The following is a 15,443-nucleotide window of genomic DNA, read 5'->3' on the forward strand; positions in this document are numbered from 1 at the left end:
ACAGCTAGGATGCCCGTCGTGACTCTGCGCCTTTTCGACACCGAGACGCGGACCCTGCGTGAATTCACGCCGCTGGTCCCCGGCAAAGCCTCGGTGTACCTGTGCGGCGCGACCGTTCAGGGGAACCCCCACATCGGCCATGTGCGCAGCGGCGTCGCCTTCGACGTGCTGCGACGGTGGCTGTCCGCCAACGGTTTCGATGTCGCCTTCATTCGCAATGTCACCGATATCGACGACAAGATTCTGAACAAGGCCGCCGAGCACGGCCGCCCCTGGTGGGAGTGGGCGGCCACCCACGAGCGCGCCTTCGATCGGGCCTACGAGACCCTCGGCGTGCTGCCGCCGTCGGGCGAGCCGCGCGCCACCGGGCACATCACCCAGATGGTCGGGATGATGGAGCGGCTCATCGAGCGCGGCCACGCCTACGCCTCCGAGGGCAATGTCTACTTCGACGTGCTGAGCTTTCCCGACTACGGAAAACTGTCCGGCCACAAGCTCGATGACGTGCACCAGGGCGAGAGCGCGGGCCAGGGCAAGAAGGATCCGCGCGACTTCACGCTGTGGAAGGCCGCCAAGCCGGGCGAACCCAGCTGGCCCTCGCCGTGGGGTCCGGGTCGGCCGGGCTGGCATTTGGAATGCTCCGCCATGGCCGAGTTCTATCTCGGGGCGGAATTCGACATTCATTGCGGTGGAATGGATCTGGTTTTCCCGCACCATGAAAACGAGATCGCGCAGTCGCGCGCGGCCGGGGATGGATTCGCCCGCTACTGGCTGCACAACGGCTGGGTGACCATGGGCGGCGAGAAGATGTCCAAATCGCTGGGCAATGTGCTGTCCATTCCCAACGTGCTGGAACGGGTCGGGGTGCGCGCGGTCGAACTGCGCTATTACCTGGGCAGCGTGAGCTACCGGTCCCAGATCGAATACTCCGATCAGGCGCTGACCGAGGCCGCGGCCGGATACCAGCGGCTCGAGGCCTTCGTGCTGCGGGTGGCCGAGCGCTCGGGCGAGGTGCCGGTCGGCACCTGGACCCCGGCCTTCGCCGACGCGCTGAACGACGATCTCGGAGTTCCGCAGGCGCTGGCCGAGATTCACGGCGTGGTGAGCGAGGGCAACAAGGCGCTCGACGCCGGTGACCTGTCCGGTGCGCGGCTGCTCGCGGGTCAGGTGCGGGCCATGCTGGGCATTCTCGGCGTGGACCCACTGGACGAGCACTGGGCCGCGCCCGCCGACAATTCCGCCGCCATCGCCGCGCTCGACGTGCTCATCGGCGCGGAACTGCAGCGGCGACAGCAGGCCCGGGCCGACAAGGACTGGGCCTGCGCCGACGCGGTCCGCGACCGGCTCAAGGCCGCGGGCGTGGAGGTCACCGACACGCCGCAGGGCGCGGAGTGGTCGCTGTCGAAGGAGAAGTGAGCGCTTTCGCCACGGCGGAAGCGCACTCGCCCGAATAGTGCGCGCGGTGTGGCCCAGCGCACCGAATTCGGGGTCCAGGCCCAGCGTGGGGCACAATTTGTAGCGATCCCTCCGGCACTGCCGCGCGTTTCGTGGCAGGTCCGGGGGCGCTGTCGTCCAGACGGCACGAATTTTTGCAGGGGCGCAGCCATTCGCTGCGCCGACCGGAGGCAGGTTTCCCGCATGATCGACCGTGAGCGGGTTCGTCCCGCGGTCCGGTCGAGGCGGGTCACCCGCGAGATACGGAAGGCGAAGTGAATGGCAGGCAATTCCCAGCGACGCGGGGCGACGCGCAAGGCGGGCACCAAGAAGGGGCAGACCGTCGGTTCCGGCGGGCAGCGGCGGCGCGGCCTCGAGGGCAAGGGCGCCACCCCCAAGGCCGAGGATCGCGTCTACCACGTCGCGGCCAAGCGGGCCAAGGCGAAGGCCAAGGCGCAGGCGGCCTCCGCGACCACCCGGGCCCGCAACGCGTCCCGGCCCATCGCGGGCCGTAAGGACAATGAGGGACCGGAGCTGGTGCTCGGGCGCAACCCGGTGGTGGAGTGCCTGCGGGCGGGTGTGCCCGCCACGGCGCTGTACGTCGCCAACGGCACCGAGAACGACGACCGGCTCAGCGAGGCGGTGAAGACGGCCGCGGAGATCGGGATCTCGATCCTCGAGGTGCCGCGCACCGACCTGGACAAGATGAGCCACAACGGCATGCACCAGGGCATGGCGCTGCAGGTGCCGCCCTACAAGTACGCGCATCCGGACGATCTGGTCGACCGCGTGCACGCCTCGGGCGAGCCCGCGCTGCTGGTGGCGCTGGACAATATCTCCGATCCGCGCAATCTGGGTGCGGTCATCCGCTCGGTGGCCGCCTTCGGCGGGCAGGGCGTGGTGATTCCGCAGCGGCGCAGTGCCAGCGTCACCGCGGTGGCGTGGCGCACGAGTGCCGGTGCGGCGGCGCGGCTTCCGGTCGCGCGTGCCACGAATCTGACTCGCACGCTGAAGGATTGGGCCAACAAGGGCTACCAGATCGTCGGACTCGACGCGGGCGGGGACACCACCCTCGATGAATTCGACGGCAGCGCACCGACGGTCATCGTGGTCGGCTCCGAGGGCAAGGGGCTCTCGCGGCTGGTGCGCGAGACCTGCGACGCGATTCTGAGCATTCCGATGGCCGGACCGGTGGAGTCGTTGAACGCGTCGGTCGCGGCGGGCGTCGTGCTCGCCGAGGTCGCCCGCCAGCGCCGGGTCTGAATCCAGACGGTCGCCCACTTGGTGACACCTGCGACGAGGCCGAGCGACACCCGCGAAGATCAAGTGCCGCAAGCGAAGACCGCGCGTCAGCCTGCTCGCGCGGTGTCGCGCCCGTAAACTCGGGCGGTGGTCTACGATCAGCCGCCCATCGGACAACCCGTCGAGCACGAGCACGCCACAGCCGTCCTGCTACTGGGCGCGCTCAGCGTGTTCTGCTGCGGCGCGCTGGGACCGATCGCCTGGGCCATGGGGCGGCGCGCCCTCAATGAGATCGAAGCGGGCGAGGGGCGATTCGGCGGCCGGGTCCAGGTGCTGGTCGGCTACATCCTGGGGATTATCGGCACCTGCCTCATGGTGGTGATGGCGATCCTCTTCCTGCTGATCGCCATCAGCGGCGGGAAATAACAACTCTCGTAACTCTCAGGGGCTTCGCCCCCGAACCCCCTCGAGATCCCAGGGGCTCCGCCCCCGGACCCCCGCCTATCTCAGTCCAGGCCGGGGCGTTGGTCGCCGCCGGTTACGGCGTCCCAGGCGGGCCATTCGCCGCTGACGCTGCCGGTCCATTTGGGTGGGCGGCGGTCCTTGAGGGCGGCTACGCCTTCGCCGCCGTCGGTGCTCTGGGAGACGTAGTCGTTGAGTTCGGTTTCCAAGCGGCCCACGGTTTCCGGGGGCATGGTGGGGGCTTCCCAGAGGAGGCGCTTGGACAGGGCCACGGGGAGGGGGGCCGAGCCGTGGGCGATATCGTGGGCCACCTCGAGGGCGGTGGGGAGGACCTCGGCGGCGTGCAGGCAGGCATTGGCGATGCCCAGCGAGTAGGCCTCGTCGCCGTCGAAGGTGCGACCGGTGAGGAGCAGGTCGGCGGCGCGGGCGCTGCCGATGAGCCGGGGCAGCGTCCAGTGCGCGAACCCGTCGGCGAGCGCGCCGCGGCGGACCTGGTTGAGGGCGTAGACGGCGTCGCGGGCGACATAGCGCAGATCGCACTGCAGGGCGATCTCCAGGCCGATGCCGACGGCATGCCCGTTCACCGCGGCAATGACCGGTTTTCGAATTCGGAACGGTGGCGGGTCGATGAGGCCGTTGACCTCGCCGACCTTCAGCGACAGGTCCGCGCCCGCGCAGAACGCGGGCGGGGTGCCGGTGATGACGACGGCCCCGATGGCATCGTCATTGTCGCAGCGACGCAATGCCGCACCGATTTCCGACGCCATGGCCGGGGTCAGCGCGTTCTGCTGGGCGGGACGATTGAGCGTGAGCACCGCGACGCCACCGGAGACGTCCACGTGCAATTCCGAACTCATAGGCAGAAATCCTAGTCATCGCGGCGGCGGCACGCCCGGGAGCCGACGCCAAGATCTCCAGGGGTTTCAGGGGTGAAACCCCTGAGAGTTTCGAGAGTTGTTCCCCCCTATCCGCGCAGGATCTGGCGTCCGATGGCGTACTTGTGTACCTCGGTCGGGCCGTCGTAGAGGCGGAAGGCGCGCATGTCGCGGAAGATCATCTCCACCACGGTCTCGTCGGAGATGCCGATGCCGCCGAGCACCTGGACGCAGCGGTCGGTGACCTTGAACAGCTCCTCGGAGACGTAGGACTTGGCGATGGAGGATTCGTGGCGGGCCTTGTGGCCCTGATCCATCAACCAGCAGGCATGCCAGATGGTGAGGCGGCACTGGTGCAGCGCGATCTCGTTGTCCGCCAACATGAACGACACGCCCTGGTGCTCGCCGATGGGCTTGCCGAAGGCGGTGCGGGTCTTGGCGTAGTCGACCGCGATGGACTGGGCCCGCTCGGCCGCGCCCAGCCAGCGCATGCAGTGGGTGAGGCGGGCCGGGGCCAGCCGCAACTGGGCGTAGCGCAGCGCCTGGCCGGTCTCGCCGAGCACGGATTCCTTGGGCAGCACCAGGTTTTCGAACTTCACCACCGCGTGGCCGCCCACGTAGTTGCGGTCCATGGTGTTCATGATCCGCTCGATCACGATGCCCTTGGTGTCGCCCTCGGTGAGGAACAGGGTCGGACCCTCGGGCAGGTACGGGTTGGCGGCCAAGCGCGCCATGATGATCCAGGTCTTCGCGCCGTCGGCACCGGTGATCAACCATTTGCGGCCGTTGATGGTGAAGTTCTCACCGTCGAAGGTGGCCTCGGTGGCGAGCTGATTCGGGTCCGAGCCCGCGCCGCCGGGTTCGGTCATGGCGAAGACGCTGCGCTGGTGGCCGTCCATGACCGGCTGCAGGAAGCGTTGCGTCTGTTCGGGATTCGCGATTTTGGAGAGCAGGAACATATTGCCCTCGTCGGGCGCGGCGCAGTTCATGGCGACCGGGCCGAGGGTGGACCAGCCGGACGCCTCGTACAGCACGGCCTGCTCGACGTGGGTGAGACCGCGGCCGCCCAGCTCCACGGGGGCCTGGATGGTGAGCAGCTTCTCGGCGCGGGCCAGCTCGACCATTTCCTGCCGCAGCTCGTCGTTCGGGCCGTGGGCGGTCAGGCGCGGATCGCGCTCGAAGGGCACGATCTTGTCGATGACGAACTGGCGAACACGATCACGTTCGGCAGCGAGGTCGGCGGGAATCGAGAAGTCGATCATCGGTGGTCACCATCCGTCTGGAGTCGCGGTCGAGCCGAGCATACGACGCCACCCCCACCCGACTGAAGGCACCCGCCATCAAACGATGACGCGACGCAGAAATTTCTCGACTTCGGCCCGGTAGGCGGCCGGTTGGTCGTCGTGGACCAGGTGGCCCGCGTCCGGGATCAGGACATGCCGGGCATCCGGGTGGACCTGCGCCATCTCGCGCATCTGCCCGGGCGGGGTGATGGTGTGCTCACCCTCGAGCAGCAGGGCCGGGGCGGTGATGGTTTTCCACTGCACCCAGAAGTCGCGGGTACCCCACTCCTCGGAAATGTCCCGGAAGGTCGGCACCTCGCCGTGCAGGCGGTAGCCGTCCGGACCGTGGGTGAACGAGTCGAGGAAGTAGCGCCCGGCCACCGGTCCGAAGAATTCCAGCACCGCCGCCTCGTCCGGAAACGGTTGCGGCCAGGCCGAAATCACGGCGGCCCAGTTCTCCGCGGTCCGCCCCCGAAAGTCGGGCGCCATGTCCTCGACCACCAGCGCCCGCACCCGATCCGGATGCGCGGCGGTGAACATCCACCCGTGCAGCCCGCCCATGGAATGTCCGATCACCACCATGGGTTCGGCGATCTCGACGGTCGCCGCGGCCAGGTCGGCCACGAACGCCTCGGTGGTCAGCTCCGCCGGAGCCGGACGCCCGTGCCCGGCCGCATCGAACGTGTAGATATGCCCGAACTCCCGCAGCCAGCCCAACTGCGACCGCCAAGTGCGAGCGCTGCCCATCAATCCGTGCAGCAGCAGGATCGGCACGCCGGTGCCGCCTTCGTCGTGCAACATCACCTCAACCATGTTCCGGGGGTTTCAGGGGGAACCCCTGAGAGTTTCGAGAGTTGTTCCATTCGCCTCGAACGATACGTCCGAGTCGCCGGAGTAGGGTCGCACCCATGGCTGTCGTCAAGATCAACGCAATCGAGGTCCCCGAGGGCGCGGGCCCCGAGCTGGAGAAGCGCTTCGCGCACCGCGCGCACGCGGTCGAGAACTCCCCGGGCTTCCTGGGCTTCCAGCTGCTCCGCCCGACCTCCGGCGAGACCCGCTACTTCGTTGTCACCCAGTGGGATTCGGAGGAGTCCTTCGCCGCGTGGCGCGATGGCCCGGCCCGCGAGGCGCACGCCGGTGAGGCCCGCAAGCCGGTCGCCACGGGCGCGTCCCTGCTGGAGTTCGAGGTCGTCATGGATGTGGCGGGGAAGAACGCCTGACCAAGGCATTCGTCACCCCCGAGGTGACGGTGTGGAGCAGCCATTCCGCCGGACCGCGGCGGAACAGGCTGCGCCACAGGGTCGCCAACGCCAGTGAGCCGAGGGCGAGCAGCGCCAACAGTGCCCAGCTCGGGCCGTGAATGCCGCCGGGCAGCGCGGTCGCGTCGGCGTCCGGCACTGGCACCAGCACACTGACCGCCACGGCCTGCAGGATGTAGAGGCTCAGCGCGCACGAGCCTGCGGCGATCAGCGGCCGCAGCGCGATCCCGGCGCGCGGGACCAGCGCCATCAGCACGCCGATCACCCCGAACGCGACACCGGTCGCGCCGACCACCTCGAACGGGGTGCCGCTGTGCGGATTGGCGACGGTCAGCCACCACCAACTGGTCGTGCCCACCGTGCCCAGGCCGGTCATATCGATGATCTGCCCCGGATCGAAGTCGCTGACCCCGGCCTCGGCCATTCCCCGGGTCAGCAGGTCCACCAAATGCGCGCGCCCACCCAGCGGATGCTGCACCAGCCACGAACCGCCGTATCCGAGCAGCGCCAGCCCCGCCCCGACGCCGATCACGGGCAGCGCCCGCAGCGAGCGAATTCCCCAGCGCCCCAGGGCCATACCCGCGAAGAGAAACGGCATCCAGGTGAACGCCGGGTACGCACCGGTGAGCGTCAGCATCTCGGCCGCCTGCCGCAGCCCCGACCACGAAGTGAACATCTCGAAGGTGGGGCTCCCACCAAATGTGTTCTGGTTCATATGACTTCGGATCACGAACGAGGCGATCGGCCCGGCCACCGCCCACACCACCGCGAGCAGCGCCAGCGCGCGGGCGTCCAACCGCAGGGCGGGCAGCGCCAGCAGGAAGAACAGGCCGTAGTAGGTCAGGATGATCATGATCCCGATGCCCGAATGCAGTTGCGCCAGTGCCAGACCCACCAGTGCGACGAGGACGGCGCGGGTCGCGATGCGAATTGCGCTGCGGCGGGCCGCGATTCCGGTGACCGGTCGCGCCCCGCCGGACATGAGCGCCAGCGACACACCCGCGAGCACCGCGAACAGCGCCGCCGAGCGCCCCTCGAAGGGAGTCAGCCAGGACGCCCCGGGCATGCCGCGATGCGGTCCGACATGGACCGCGAACATGCCCAGCACCGCGATGCCCCGCGCCGCATCGAGCGCGAGCACCCGCGGCAGCGAATTCGAAGCATCCGACTCTTGCGGTTCGGTGACCGATACCGGCGACGCCATAACCTTGCCCACCTCCAGGGTTTCGACTGGCAGTGACAGCGAGGCTAATTCGAACCGGGCGGGAAATTCGAGCCCAATGCGGGCCGAAGACAAAGAAATAGCCGAAAGAGTTAGTTCCCGGCTAACCAAAGTGTCAGCCGGGAACTCGCGAGCTACGCCTCGAAGCGGGCGTCCAGCTCGATGGTGTCGACACCCGAGAGCGCCTTGGAGACCGGGCAGCCCGCCTTGGCGGCCTCGGCGGCGGCCAGGAATCCGGCCTCGTCGATGCCCGACGCCCGGCCGACTACGGTGATCTTGATCTTGGAGATGCGGAAGCCGCCCGCCGGATCCGGCCCCAGCGTCACATCGGCGGTGGTGTCCAGGCTCTGCACGGTGCCGCCCGCATTGCCGATCTGACCCGAGAGGGCCATCGAGTAGCAGGAGGAGTGCGCGGCCGCGATGAGTTCCTCGGGGCTGGTGGTGCCGTCGGCCGTGTCGGCGGCGCGCTTGGGGAAGGAGACGTCGTACTTGCCGACGCCCGAGCTGACCAGTTCGACCTGACCGGAACCGTCCTGCAGGCTGCCGGACCAGGCAGTGCGCGCGGTACGTGTGGGCATTCCAAATCCTTTCGATGATTTCCGGGTACGGCGTCGAACCTACGCTTCAGACCGCGGCCGCGGTGCGGTGATCCCAGCGCTCCAGGATCTTCGGCCACGCGATCTCGTGGCGGTCACGGGTGGCCGCCGTCGGGAATCCGGCGTGGGTGAGCAGCAGCGCCGTTCCCGCGCCGTGGGGCGAGAGTTCGAGGGTGACAACGGTTTCCGCGCCCTCGGTGCCACTGGTGACCCAGGTCAGCTCGACCAGCCGGTCGGGATCGAGCCGCAGGAATCTGCCGTAGTGCGGCTGGCCGCCGCCCGCGGTGAAGAAGAACGGCTCGTTCACTTCGGCGCGCATGAGCACCGAACCCGGGTCGGCGAACCAGAGCCCGAATTGCGTGGTGCACTGGCGATAGAGCTCGGCGGGCGAGGCGGCCATGATGCGTTCGGCGACCAGGAAGAACGGTCGCGCGGCGAGGTCGGGTGGCCGCAGGGGCGCAACGTCCATGGGCCGCGACGATACCGCCCCCGCCCGCGCTCACTCGGGATTGGTGACCCGAGCCAACACGATGCCGCCGATGATCATGGATAGCGCCAGCAGCCGTCCGGCGCTGAGCGGATCCTTCTGGATCACGATGCCCAGCGCGATCGCGCCCACCGCGCCGATGCCGGTGAAGACGGCGTAGGCGGTGCCCACCGGCAGCGATTGCATGGCGTAGGAGAGCAGATACACCGCGACCGCCGCGAGCACGAAGCAGATCAGCGTCGGCAGCGGCCTGGTGAAATTCTGGGTCGGCTTGATGGATTGCGACCAGGCGATTTCCACCCCGCCCGCCAAAGCCAGGACCAGCCAGTTCATTTCAGTACTCCTTGCCGAGTCTGCGGGCGGTGTCGAGGGCCGCGGTGTAGGAGGCCTCGTGCTTCTCGCGCAGGTGCGCCAGGGCCGGATCGTGGCGCGAGTTGACCAGTTCGGCATTGACGAAAACCGTGTCCTGGACCGCGAAATGGCCCGCGAAGAAGTCGCGCAGGTAGCGCTCCTGATAGTCGTAGATCGCCTTCGGCGCGCCCGGCGAGTACGCGCCGCCACGTGCGGTGACAACCACGAAACGCCTGGGAGCCAGCGACATTCGCGGGAAGGTGATCTGATCGAGCCACGCCTTGAGGCTCGCCGGAATCGAGTAGTTGTACATCGGCGTGCCGATGAGGATGACGTCCGCGGCGCGGACCTCGGTCAGCAGGGGCTCGACAATTTCCCAAGCCTCCTGCTGCGCTGGCGAATTCACCAGTTCACCCAGCCGGTCGAGGTCGGTGCTGCCGCGCGCGAGTACCCGATCGCACAGTTCGGTCCAGCCCTCGCCGATGAAGGGAATGGGGTCGGCGGCCAGGTCGCGATACGTGTAGCCCCCGGCGGGGTGTTCGCCGCGCCAGGCGTCGGCGAAGGCCGTACCCAGCAGGCGGCTGACCGAATTGCGGCGGGCACTGGCGTCGAGGTGCAGCAGGGCGGTCATGTTCGAGCCTTCCATCAAGTGGACATCGAGTCCGTTTACGCGATCTACGCTAGGTCATAACCGGACAGTTCGTCCACTTATTCCGAGGCGGCTACAGTGAGCTGCATGAACACCCCCGGTCTGCCGCTGCTGAATACCTCGTCCGCGCCCGTCGAGCGCGCCGACGCGGCCCGGAATCGGGCCAAGGTGCTGGCCGCCGCGGCGGAACTGTTCACGACCCGCGACCCGCGCACGGTGACCATGGACGATGTCGCCAAGGCGGCGGGCGTGGGCCGGGGCACCCTGTACCGGCGGTACCCGGACGTGGTGTCGATCGCGGTCGCGCTGCTCGACGAGCACGAGCGCGTCGTGCAGGAGCACTTGCTGAGCGGGGAACCGCCGCTCGGTCCGGGTGCGCCGCCCGCTGAGCGCTTGGCCGCGTTCTACGGCGCGATGGTCGATCTGCTGGACACTCACGCCCCGCTGGTGCTGGGCGCGGAGACCGGGGGCGCGCGTTTCCGGACCGGGGCCTACCAATTCTGGGTGGCGCACGTGCGGTCACTGCTCGTGGAAGCCGGAGTGCCGCAACCGGATTCGCTGGTGGATCCGCTGCTGGCACCGCTCGCCGCGGAGGTGTACCAACACCAGCGCGAGCGCGGACTGACCTCCGAGGAGATCAAGTCCGCGCTCGCTCGACTCGCCATCGGTGTTATCGGTTCCGCCGCAGCCTGATTCAGATCATGTCGCGGCGTCGGATCAGCCAGATCGTGCCGGTCACGAAGGCGATGACGTAGAGGGCCAGGACCAGCAGGGACTCACCGCGGCTCAGAATATTCAGCACGCCGGGGGTGGCCGGACCGGTCACCGTGCGCAGCGAACCCGCCAGTGAACCGGCGGCCGTGCCGGGCAGGTGGTCGGTGATCGCCCTGATGGGCGAGAAGATCGCGGCCACCCCGCGCAGCAGGTTCTCCACCACCAGCACCCAGACCAGGCCCAGGCCGACGGCCAGCGCGGGCCCCCGGGCGATCGCGCCGATCAGCGCGCCCGCCAGCGTCCACATGCCCAGAATGGCGGTGCCCGAACCGATTCCGAGCGCTACCCGACCCACCGAGGGCAGGGCGAGGGACTGCCCCTGGGTACTCGCGATGAGCGTCGCGACGCCGGTGTCGACCACGAAGGCGACCAGCACCAGCGCGACCACCGTCAACGCCAGGCCGAGCACCACCGCGCCGATCACGTGCACCCGCGAAGGTCCTTGGGTGAGCGCGGTTTTCCAGCTGCCCCAGCCGTATCCGCTGCCCACCGCCAGCGCGCCGAGCACCAGCATGAGCGCACCCCCGAACATGGCCATTCCCTGCGTGAACACCTCGGGCACCGCCGACGGCAGCATCTGTTGCAAGAGCTGCTCGCGCGGCAGGCCGTTGGACATGCGGGTGCTGCTGCCGGTCGAATAGGCCAGATAGTTGAACAGATAGGCGAAGGTCAGGTTCAACAGGATCCAGGTGCCGAGCACGATCCAGTAGGCGGGCCAGCGCCGCAGTCGCAGCAGTTCGGCCCGGGTGCTGGCCAGTAGGTCTGTCATTTCGGGGTCTCCGTCATCTCGAAAAAGACTTCTTCCAAGGACTTCTCGTCATTGCGCAGCTCGAGCAGGTCGGCACCGGCCTCGATCACCGCCCGCGCCACCGCTGGCGCCGCGCCCGCCCCGGCGTCGACGCGAATACCGTTGGCGGTCAACAGCGCCGACCGCTCCCCCACCGCCGCCCGCACCGCCGGAAGGGCGATGCCGAGCGGCTCGGCGCGCACGAAAAGCGATGCCGCGCCCCGCAATTCCCGCACGGTGGACTCGACCAGGAGCCGCCCACCGGAGATCACGCCGACGCGATCACAGATCTCCTGCACCTCACTGAGCAGGTGACTGGACAGCACGACGGTGTGCCCGTCGGCGGCGAGTCCGGTGATGAGCTCCCGCATCTCGGCCATTCCGGCCGGATCCAGGCCATTGGTGGGTTCGTCGAGAATCAGCAGGTCGGGGCCGCCGAGCAGGGCGGCCGCGACGCCGAGGCGCTGTTTCATGCCGAGCGAGTAGGTGCGGAAGGCGTCCTTGCCGCGGGCGGTGAGGGCCACCCGGTCCAGGGCCTCGGCGACCGCGTTGTCGCCGACGCCCCGATAGCGGGCCAGGACGCGCAGGTTGTCGCGGCCCGAAAGATAGGGGTAGAAGCCGGGGCCCTCGATGAGAACGCCCGTGCGGCGCAAGGTGTCCGGATCGCCGGGCGCTCGGTCGAGCACCGTGGCGGTGCCCGCCGACGGCCGGATCAGACCGACCAGCATGCGCAGGGTGGTGGTCTTGCCCGCGCCGTTCGGGCCCAGGAAACCGTAGATCTCACCGCGATGGACGCTCATGCTCACGGCGTCCACGGCGGTGTGGGAGCCGTAGCGCTTGGTCAACCGGTCGGTGACGACAATCGCTTCGTTCATGGGACCAACGATCCGCTCGAGCGTGCGGGAAATAATCCGTCGCGGCGCGTGATCCGCCGTACGTATCTCGACGTATTTCGCCGTGACACGGTGCCGCGGCCCGCGTACGGCGCTACGGTGCAGCTATGGACTTTCGCGGGGGAAGGCTCGGGCGACGTGATGTGCTCCCGGCAGTGGCGGTGGGGGCGATACAGCTCGGTTTCGGCACCCTGGCGAATCACCACCAGACCGTGGCCCGCGGCCTGGACGTCGGCGGTTACCTCCTGCTCGTGGCCGGTCCGCTGCTGCTGGTGCTGCGGCACCGCTACCCGCTGCAGGTGTTCTACGGGACGCTCGTCGTCACCGCCGTCTACCTGCTGGCGGGCTATGGCTACGGGCCGATCTTCATCTCCCTGGTCGTGGCGTTCCTGGTCGCCGCCGTCCATGGATCCCGTTGGTACACCTACCCGTTCGTCGCGGTCGGCTACTTCCTCATGGTGTGGCCGCTGCCCGGCTGGCGCGGCTACCACACCAACGCGTGGCAGGAATTCGGCTTGCTCGCTTGGCTTTTCCTGCTCGCCGCCGGGGCCGAGGGCATCCGCCAGCGCAGTGCGGCGGTGACCGCGCGCAAGCAGCGCGCCGAGTCGGCCCGGCGCAGTGAGCAGGCGCAGCGGGAACGCGAACAGGCCCAGCGCGCACTGGAATTGGCCGAACGCGAGCAGCGGGTCACCGAGGAGCGCCTGGCCATCGCGCGCGAACTGCACGATGTGCTCGCGCACAGCCTGTCGCTGATCAATGTGCAGTCCTCGGTCGCACTGGAATTGATCGACCGCAAGCCGGAACAGGCCGCCACCGCGCTGGCCGCCATCAAGTCCGCCAGCAAGGACGCGCTGGGCGAGGTGAACGCGCTGCTGCGCTCGATTCGCGGCGGCACCGCCACCGTGGCCGCGCCCACCGCGCCCACCATCGGCATCACCGATCTCGACAAGCTCACCGGCCCGGCCCGTTCGGCCGGACTCGTGGTGCACACCATGGTGACCGGCGGCCCCCGGCGGCTGCCCGCGGTGGTGGACGTGGCGGCCGCGCGCATCGTGCAGGAGTCACTGACCAATGTGGTGCGGCACGCGCCCGGCGCGAGTGTGCTGGTCAGCGTGCACTATTCGGCCGAGCGGCTGCAACTCACCATCGACAACACCCGGCCCACCCGCCAGCCCGCCCCGCAGTCGCCGACCGGTGGCCACGGCATTACGGGCATGACCGAACGCGCCCACGCCCTGGGCGGCAATCTGTCCGCCGAGCCCAAGGCCGACGGTGGTTTCCGGGTCCGGGCCCGGCTGCCCACCCACCTGGCCCGGCCGGAACCGGCTGCGTGAGTGGATGATTCGAGCGAGGAGGGCGCGATGGGCATCCGGGTGGTGATCGCCGACGATCAGGCGCTGGTGCGCGCGGGCTTCGTCGCGCTGCTCGGCGCGCAGGACGGGATCGAGGTGGTGGGCGAGGCCGACAATGGCGAACAGGCCCTGGCCCTGGCCCGCGACCTGGTGCCCGATGTGGTGCTGATGGATATTCGCATGCCGATCCTGGACGGCCTGGCCGCCACCCGCGCCATTGCCGCCGACCCGGCGCTGGCCGCGGTGAAGGTGGTCGTGCTGACCACCTTCGAACTCGACGAGTACGTCTTCGAGGCGATGCGCGCGGGCGCCACCGGTTTTCTGGTCAAGCACACCGAGCCCGCCGACCTCATCAAGGCGGTCCGCGTGGTCGCGGACGGCGAGGCGCTGCTCTCCCCGAGCGTCACCAAACGTCTGGTGGCGGAGTTCGCCTCGCACGCCAAACCCGCACCGACGGCGGAATTCTCCGAACTCACCGACCGCGAGCGGGAGGTCATGACCCTGGTGGCCGAGGGCCTGACCAATGCCGAGATCGCCGATCGGCTCTACATGAGCCCGGCCACCGCGCGCACGCACGTCAGTCGAATCCTGGTGAAGCTCAATGCCAGAGACCGCACCCAGCTCGTGGTCATGGCCTACGAGTCGGGCCTGGTCCGGCCCGGGTGGCAGTAGGTTACCGGGGACGGTGGCGGCGGGTCCCATTCCCCGAGCACGCCGCCACCGACACCAGCGGTGCGAATCCGGTCGGCACCGGTATGGAAAAGCGAACCGAGATCACCCGGGTGAAACAGTAGCGACCCGAACCAGATCCTGAATCGGTCAACCAACCGGTCGGTCGCCGTCGGCGCGCGTACTCAGCGCTCCACACCCAGCTCCAGTCCCGCCCGGATCGCCTGTTCCACCGGCGAATACGCGCCGTCGGGGCGGTCCAGGACGCAAGGTTCACGCGACAGCAGCGGTGGCTGTGCCATGAACTTGGGTCGGCCGGTGAGATTGGGCTGGGCGGCGTGGATGAGGAAGGGGTGGCACAGGTAGACGTCGCCCGCCTTGCCCGTGGCCGCCACCTCGGGCAGATCGTCGCAGTCGGCGTAGAACTCGTGCAGATCGAACATCGTGGTGCCCTCCTCCCCGAACGGGCGCAGCACCGCAGCCAGGCGCTGATGCGAGCCGACCCGAATCCGGGTGGGGGCGTCGTCGGGGCCGACATCGGAGAACAGGAACAGCATGAGCAGGGCGCGGCCCTTGGAGAAGACGTTCACCCGCCAGCTCAGGAAGTCGTTCACGTCGGCATCGCCCTGGAAGCTCACATCGACGTGCCAGCCCGCGTCGCCGGGCGGTTCCGGGCTCGGGAAGCGAATCGGCCAGCTGCCCAGGCTCTTTCGCGGCAGCCAGCGGCCGGGGCCCACCAACTGGTCGTAGGCCTCGAGCAGTACGGGAGCGGTGACCGCGCGCTGGAAAGGCTCCTCGGCGTGATCCCAGAGCCGGATGACCGGCTGCGTCCACGTCGCCGGATCGTCCGGGTCGCAACCGGTTTCGCGCCAGAGGATCTCCCGGCCCGCGGCGGCGGTCTCGGCGGAGAAGGCACCTTCGACCTTGACGAATCCATCGGTGATGAAGGCGTCGATCTGTGCGTCGGTAAGCATGCGATCCTTTCTCGTCGGCCACCAGCATCGACCATCCCGGGATCGCGCCGCCACCGAATTTCGGCCCCGGACAAGGCGGAAGCCCCGCCCTCCCGAAGGAGATGCGGGGCTTCCGTTGTCTCGCTGAGCCTTTA

General features: G+C 68.8%; 18 protein-coding genes. 7 read left to right on the top strand and 11 right to left on the bottom strand.

All coding sequences use genetic code 11. The annotated features are described in order from the left end of the window. Window positions 1-18: 18 nt before the first annotated feature. The 3 genes from cysS to VMT40_RS03855 all read left to right on the top strand — a co-directional run bounded on the left by cysS (window position 19) and on the right by VMT40_RS03855 (window position 3,102). On the top strand, window positions 19-1,416 hold the full coding sequence (gene cysS / locus VMT40_RS03845) for a cysteine--tRNA ligase (RefSeq protein WP_326356567.1): 1,398 nt from the start codon (window positions 19-21) through the stop codon (window positions 1,414-1,416). A gap of 297 nt (window positions 1,417-1,713) precedes the next feature. Beyond that, entirely contained in the window at window positions 1,714-2,697 is a 984-nt protein-coding gene (gene rlmB, locus VMT40_RS03850; protein WP_326356568.1) for a 23S rRNA (guanosine(2251)-2'-O)-methyltransferase RlmB, read from the top strand. Window positions 2,698-2,823: 126 nt separating this feature from the next. Beyond that, window positions 2,824-3,102: a DUF4190 domain-containing protein gene (locus VMT40_RS03855; RefSeq protein ID WP_326356569.1), complete on the top strand. Its 279-nt coding sequence runs from the start codon at window positions 2,824-2,826 to the stop codon at window positions 3,100-3,102. An 80-nt stretch (window positions 3,103-3,182) separates the two neighbouring features. Here VMT40_RS03855 and VMT40_RS03860 read toward each other — a convergent pair whose 3' ends face one another. The 3 genes from VMT40_RS03860 to VMT40_RS03870 form a co-directional block, all read right to left on the bottom strand. Then, window positions 3,183-3,995 carry an enoyl-CoA hydratase/isomerase family protein gene (locus VMT40_RS03860; protein ID WP_326356570.1) on the bottom strand — a complete coding sequence of 271 codons (813 nt, stop codon included), beginning with the start codon at window positions 3,993-3,995 and terminating at the stop codon, window positions 3,183-3,185. A gap of 107 nt (window positions 3,996-4,102) precedes the next feature. Further along, entirely contained in the window at window positions 4,103-5,275 is a 1,173-nt protein-coding gene (locus VMT40_RS03865) for an acyl-CoA dehydrogenase family protein (RefSeq protein ID WP_326356571.1), read from the bottom strand. A 78-nt stretch (window positions 5,276-5,353) separates the two neighbouring features. After that, window positions 5,354-6,097: an alpha/beta fold hydrolase gene (locus VMT40_RS03870; RefSeq protein WP_326356572.1), complete on the bottom strand. Its 744-nt coding sequence runs from the start codon at window positions 6,095-6,097 to the stop codon at window positions 5,354-5,356. 107 nt (window positions 6,098-6,204) lie between these two features. Between VMT40_RS03870 and mhuD the strand changes: the two genes are divergently transcribed. Further along, a complete protein-coding gene (gene mhuD, locus VMT40_RS03875) occupies window positions 6,205-6,516 on the top strand; it encodes a mycobilin-forming heme oxygenase MhuD (protein ID WP_326356573.1) in 312 nt (103 codons plus the stop codon). On the opposite strand, the gene VMT40_RS03880 is transcribed toward mhuD, so the two are convergent. The 5 genes from VMT40_RS03880 to VMT40_RS03900 form a co-directional block, all read right to left on the bottom strand. Next, on the bottom strand, window positions 6,488-7,759 hold the full coding sequence (locus VMT40_RS03880) for a DUF418 domain-containing protein (protein WP_326356574.1): 1,272 nt from the start codon (window positions 7,757-7,759) through the stop codon (window positions 6,488-6,490). The genes mhuD and VMT40_RS03880 overlap by 29 nt on opposite strands. Window positions 7,760-7,911: 152 nt before the next feature. After that, window positions 7,912-8,355 (bottom strand): OsmC family peroxiredoxin, encoded by a 444-nt coding sequence (locus tag VMT40_RS03885; protein ID WP_326356575.1) that lies wholly within the window; start codon window positions 8,353-8,355, stop codon window positions 7,912-7,914. Between the two features lie 46 nt (window positions 8,356-8,401). Continuing rightward, entirely contained in the window at window positions 8,402-8,842 is a 441-nt protein-coding gene (locus tag VMT40_RS03890; RefSeq protein ID WP_326356576.1) for an SRPBCC family protein, read from the bottom strand. 30 nt (window positions 8,843-8,872) lie between these two features. Next, a complete protein-coding gene (locus tag VMT40_RS03895; RefSeq protein WP_326356577.1) occupies window positions 8,873-9,193 on the bottom strand; it encodes a DMT family transporter in 321 nt (106 codons plus the stop codon). 1 nt (window position 9,194) lies between these two features. Further along, window positions 9,195-9,842, bottom strand: a complete 648-nt coding sequence (locus VMT40_RS03900; RefSeq protein ID WP_326356578.1) for an FMN-dependent NADH-azoreductase — start codon at window positions 9,840-9,842, stop codon at window positions 9,195-9,197. A gap of 105 nt (window positions 9,843-9,947) precedes the next feature. Between VMT40_RS03900 and VMT40_RS03905 the strand changes: the two genes are divergently transcribed. Further along, on the top strand, window positions 9,948-10,553 hold the full coding sequence (locus VMT40_RS03905) for a TetR/AcrR family transcriptional regulator (RefSeq protein ID WP_326356579.1): 606 nt from the start codon (window positions 9,948-9,950) through the stop codon (window positions 10,551-10,553). A 1-nt stretch (window position 10,554) separates the two neighbouring features. On the opposite strand, the gene VMT40_RS03910 is transcribed toward VMT40_RS03905, so the two are convergent. Together VMT40_RS03910 and VMT40_RS03915 are read right to left on the bottom strand one after the other, a co-directional pair. Further along, a complete protein-coding gene (locus tag VMT40_RS03910; protein ID WP_326356580.1) occupies window positions 10,555-11,403 on the bottom strand; it encodes an ABC transporter permease in 849 nt (282 codons plus the stop codon). Continuing rightward, on the bottom strand, window positions 11,400-12,296 hold the full coding sequence (locus VMT40_RS03915; RefSeq protein ID WP_326356581.1) for an ABC transporter ATP-binding protein: 897 nt from the start codon (window positions 12,294-12,296) through the stop codon (window positions 11,400-11,402). Before VMT40_RS03915 ends, VMT40_RS03910 begins: the two co-directional genes overlap by 4 nt. Window positions 12,297-12,421: 125 nt before the next feature. Here VMT40_RS03915 and VMT40_RS03920 point away from each other — a divergent pair, with 125 nt between their 5' ends. After that, window positions 12,422-13,648 carry a sensor histidine kinase gene (locus VMT40_RS03920; protein WP_326356582.1) on the top strand — a complete coding sequence of 409 codons (1,227 nt, stop codon included), beginning with the start codon at window positions 12,422-12,424 and terminating at the stop codon, window positions 13,646-13,648. 27 nt (window positions 13,649-13,675) lie between these two features. Then, window positions 13,676-14,338, top strand: coding sequence for a response regulator transcription factor (locus VMT40_RS03925; RefSeq protein ID WP_326357182.1), 663 nt, complete (start codon window positions 13,676-13,678; stop codon window positions 14,336-14,338). A gap of 182 nt (window positions 14,339-14,520) precedes the next feature. Here the strand turns inward: VMT40_RS03925 and VMT40_RS03930 are convergent, their stop codons facing one another. Beyond that, window positions 14,521-15,309: a phytanoyl-CoA dioxygenase family protein gene (locus tag VMT40_RS03930; RefSeq protein WP_326356583.1), complete on the bottom strand. Its 789-nt coding sequence runs from the start codon at window positions 15,307-15,309 to the stop codon at window positions 14,521-14,523. Between the last annotated feature and the right edge of the window lie 134 nt (window positions 15,310-15,443).

Source organism: Nocardia sp. CDC160, from assembly GCF_035818795.1.
GTDB lineage: Bacteria > Actinomycetota > Actinomycetes > Mycobacteriales > Mycobacteriaceae > Nocardia.

What these genes read in the sequence shown, in the direction of transcription:
- rlmB (WP_326356568.1), top strand. Translation starts at nt 1,714, where the DNA reads ATGGCAGGCAATTCCCAGCGACGCGGGGCGACGCGCAAGGCGGGCACC.
- VMT40_RS03860 (WP_326356570.1), bottom strand. Translation starts at nt 3,995, where the DNA reads ATGAGTTCGGAATTGCACGTGGACGTCTCCGGTGGCGTCGCGGTGCTC.
- VMT40_RS03865 (WP_326356571.1), bottom strand. Translation starts at nt 5,275, where the DNA reads ATGATCGACTTCTCGATTCCCGCCGACCTCGCTGCCGAACGTGATCGT.
- VMT40_RS03870 (WP_326356572.1), bottom strand. Translation starts at nt 6,097, where the DNA reads ATGTTGCACGACGAAGGCGGCACCGGCGTGCCGATCCTGCTGCTGCAC.
- mhuD (WP_326356573.1), top strand. Translation starts at nt 6,205, where the DNA reads ATGGCTGTCGTCAAGATCAACGCAATCGAGGTCCCCGAGGGCGCGGGC.
- VMT40_RS03880 (WP_326356574.1), bottom strand. Translation starts at nt 7,759, where the DNA reads ATGGCGTCGCCGGTATCGGTCACCGAACCGCAAGAGTCGGATGCTTCG.
- VMT40_RS03885 (WP_326356575.1), bottom strand. Translation starts at nt 8,355, where the DNA reads ATGCCCACACGTACCGCGCGCACTGCCTGGTCCGGCAGCCTGCAGGAC.
- VMT40_RS03890 (WP_326356576.1), bottom strand. Translation starts at nt 8,842, where the DNA reads ATGGACGTTGCGCCCCTGCGGCCACCCGACCTCGCCGCGCGACCGTTC.
- VMT40_RS03895 (WP_326356577.1), bottom strand. Translation starts at nt 9,193, where the DNA reads ATGAACTGGCTGGTCCTGGCTTTGGCGGGCGGGGTGGAAATCGCCTGG.
- VMT40_RS03900 (WP_326356578.1), bottom strand. Translation starts at nt 9,842, where the DNA reads ATGACCGCCCTGCTGCACCTCGACGCCAGTGCCCGCCGCAATTCGGTC.
- VMT40_RS03905 (WP_326356579.1), top strand. Translation starts at nt 9,948, where the DNA reads ATGAACACCCCCGGTCTGCCGCTGCTGAATACCTCGTCCGCGCCCGTC.
- VMT40_RS03910 (WP_326356580.1), bottom strand. Translation starts at nt 11,403, where the DNA reads ATGACAGACCTACTGGCCAGCACCCGGGCCGAACTGCTGCGACTGCGG.
- VMT40_RS03915 (WP_326356581.1), bottom strand. Translation starts at nt 12,296, where the DNA reads ATGAACGAAGCGATTGTCGTCACCGACCGGTTGACCAAGCGCTACGGC.
- VMT40_RS03920 (WP_326356582.1), top strand. Translation starts at nt 12,422, where the DNA reads ATGGACTTTCGCGGGGGAAGGCTCGGGCGACGTGATGTGCTCCCGGCA.
- VMT40_RS03925 (WP_326357182.1), top strand. Translation starts at nt 13,676, where the DNA reads ATGGGCATCCGGGTGGTGATCGCCGACGATCAGGCGCTGGTGCGCGCG.
- VMT40_RS03930 (WP_326356583.1), bottom strand. Translation starts at nt 15,309, where the DNA reads ATGCTTACCGACGCACAGATCGACGCCTTCATCACCGATGGATTCGTC.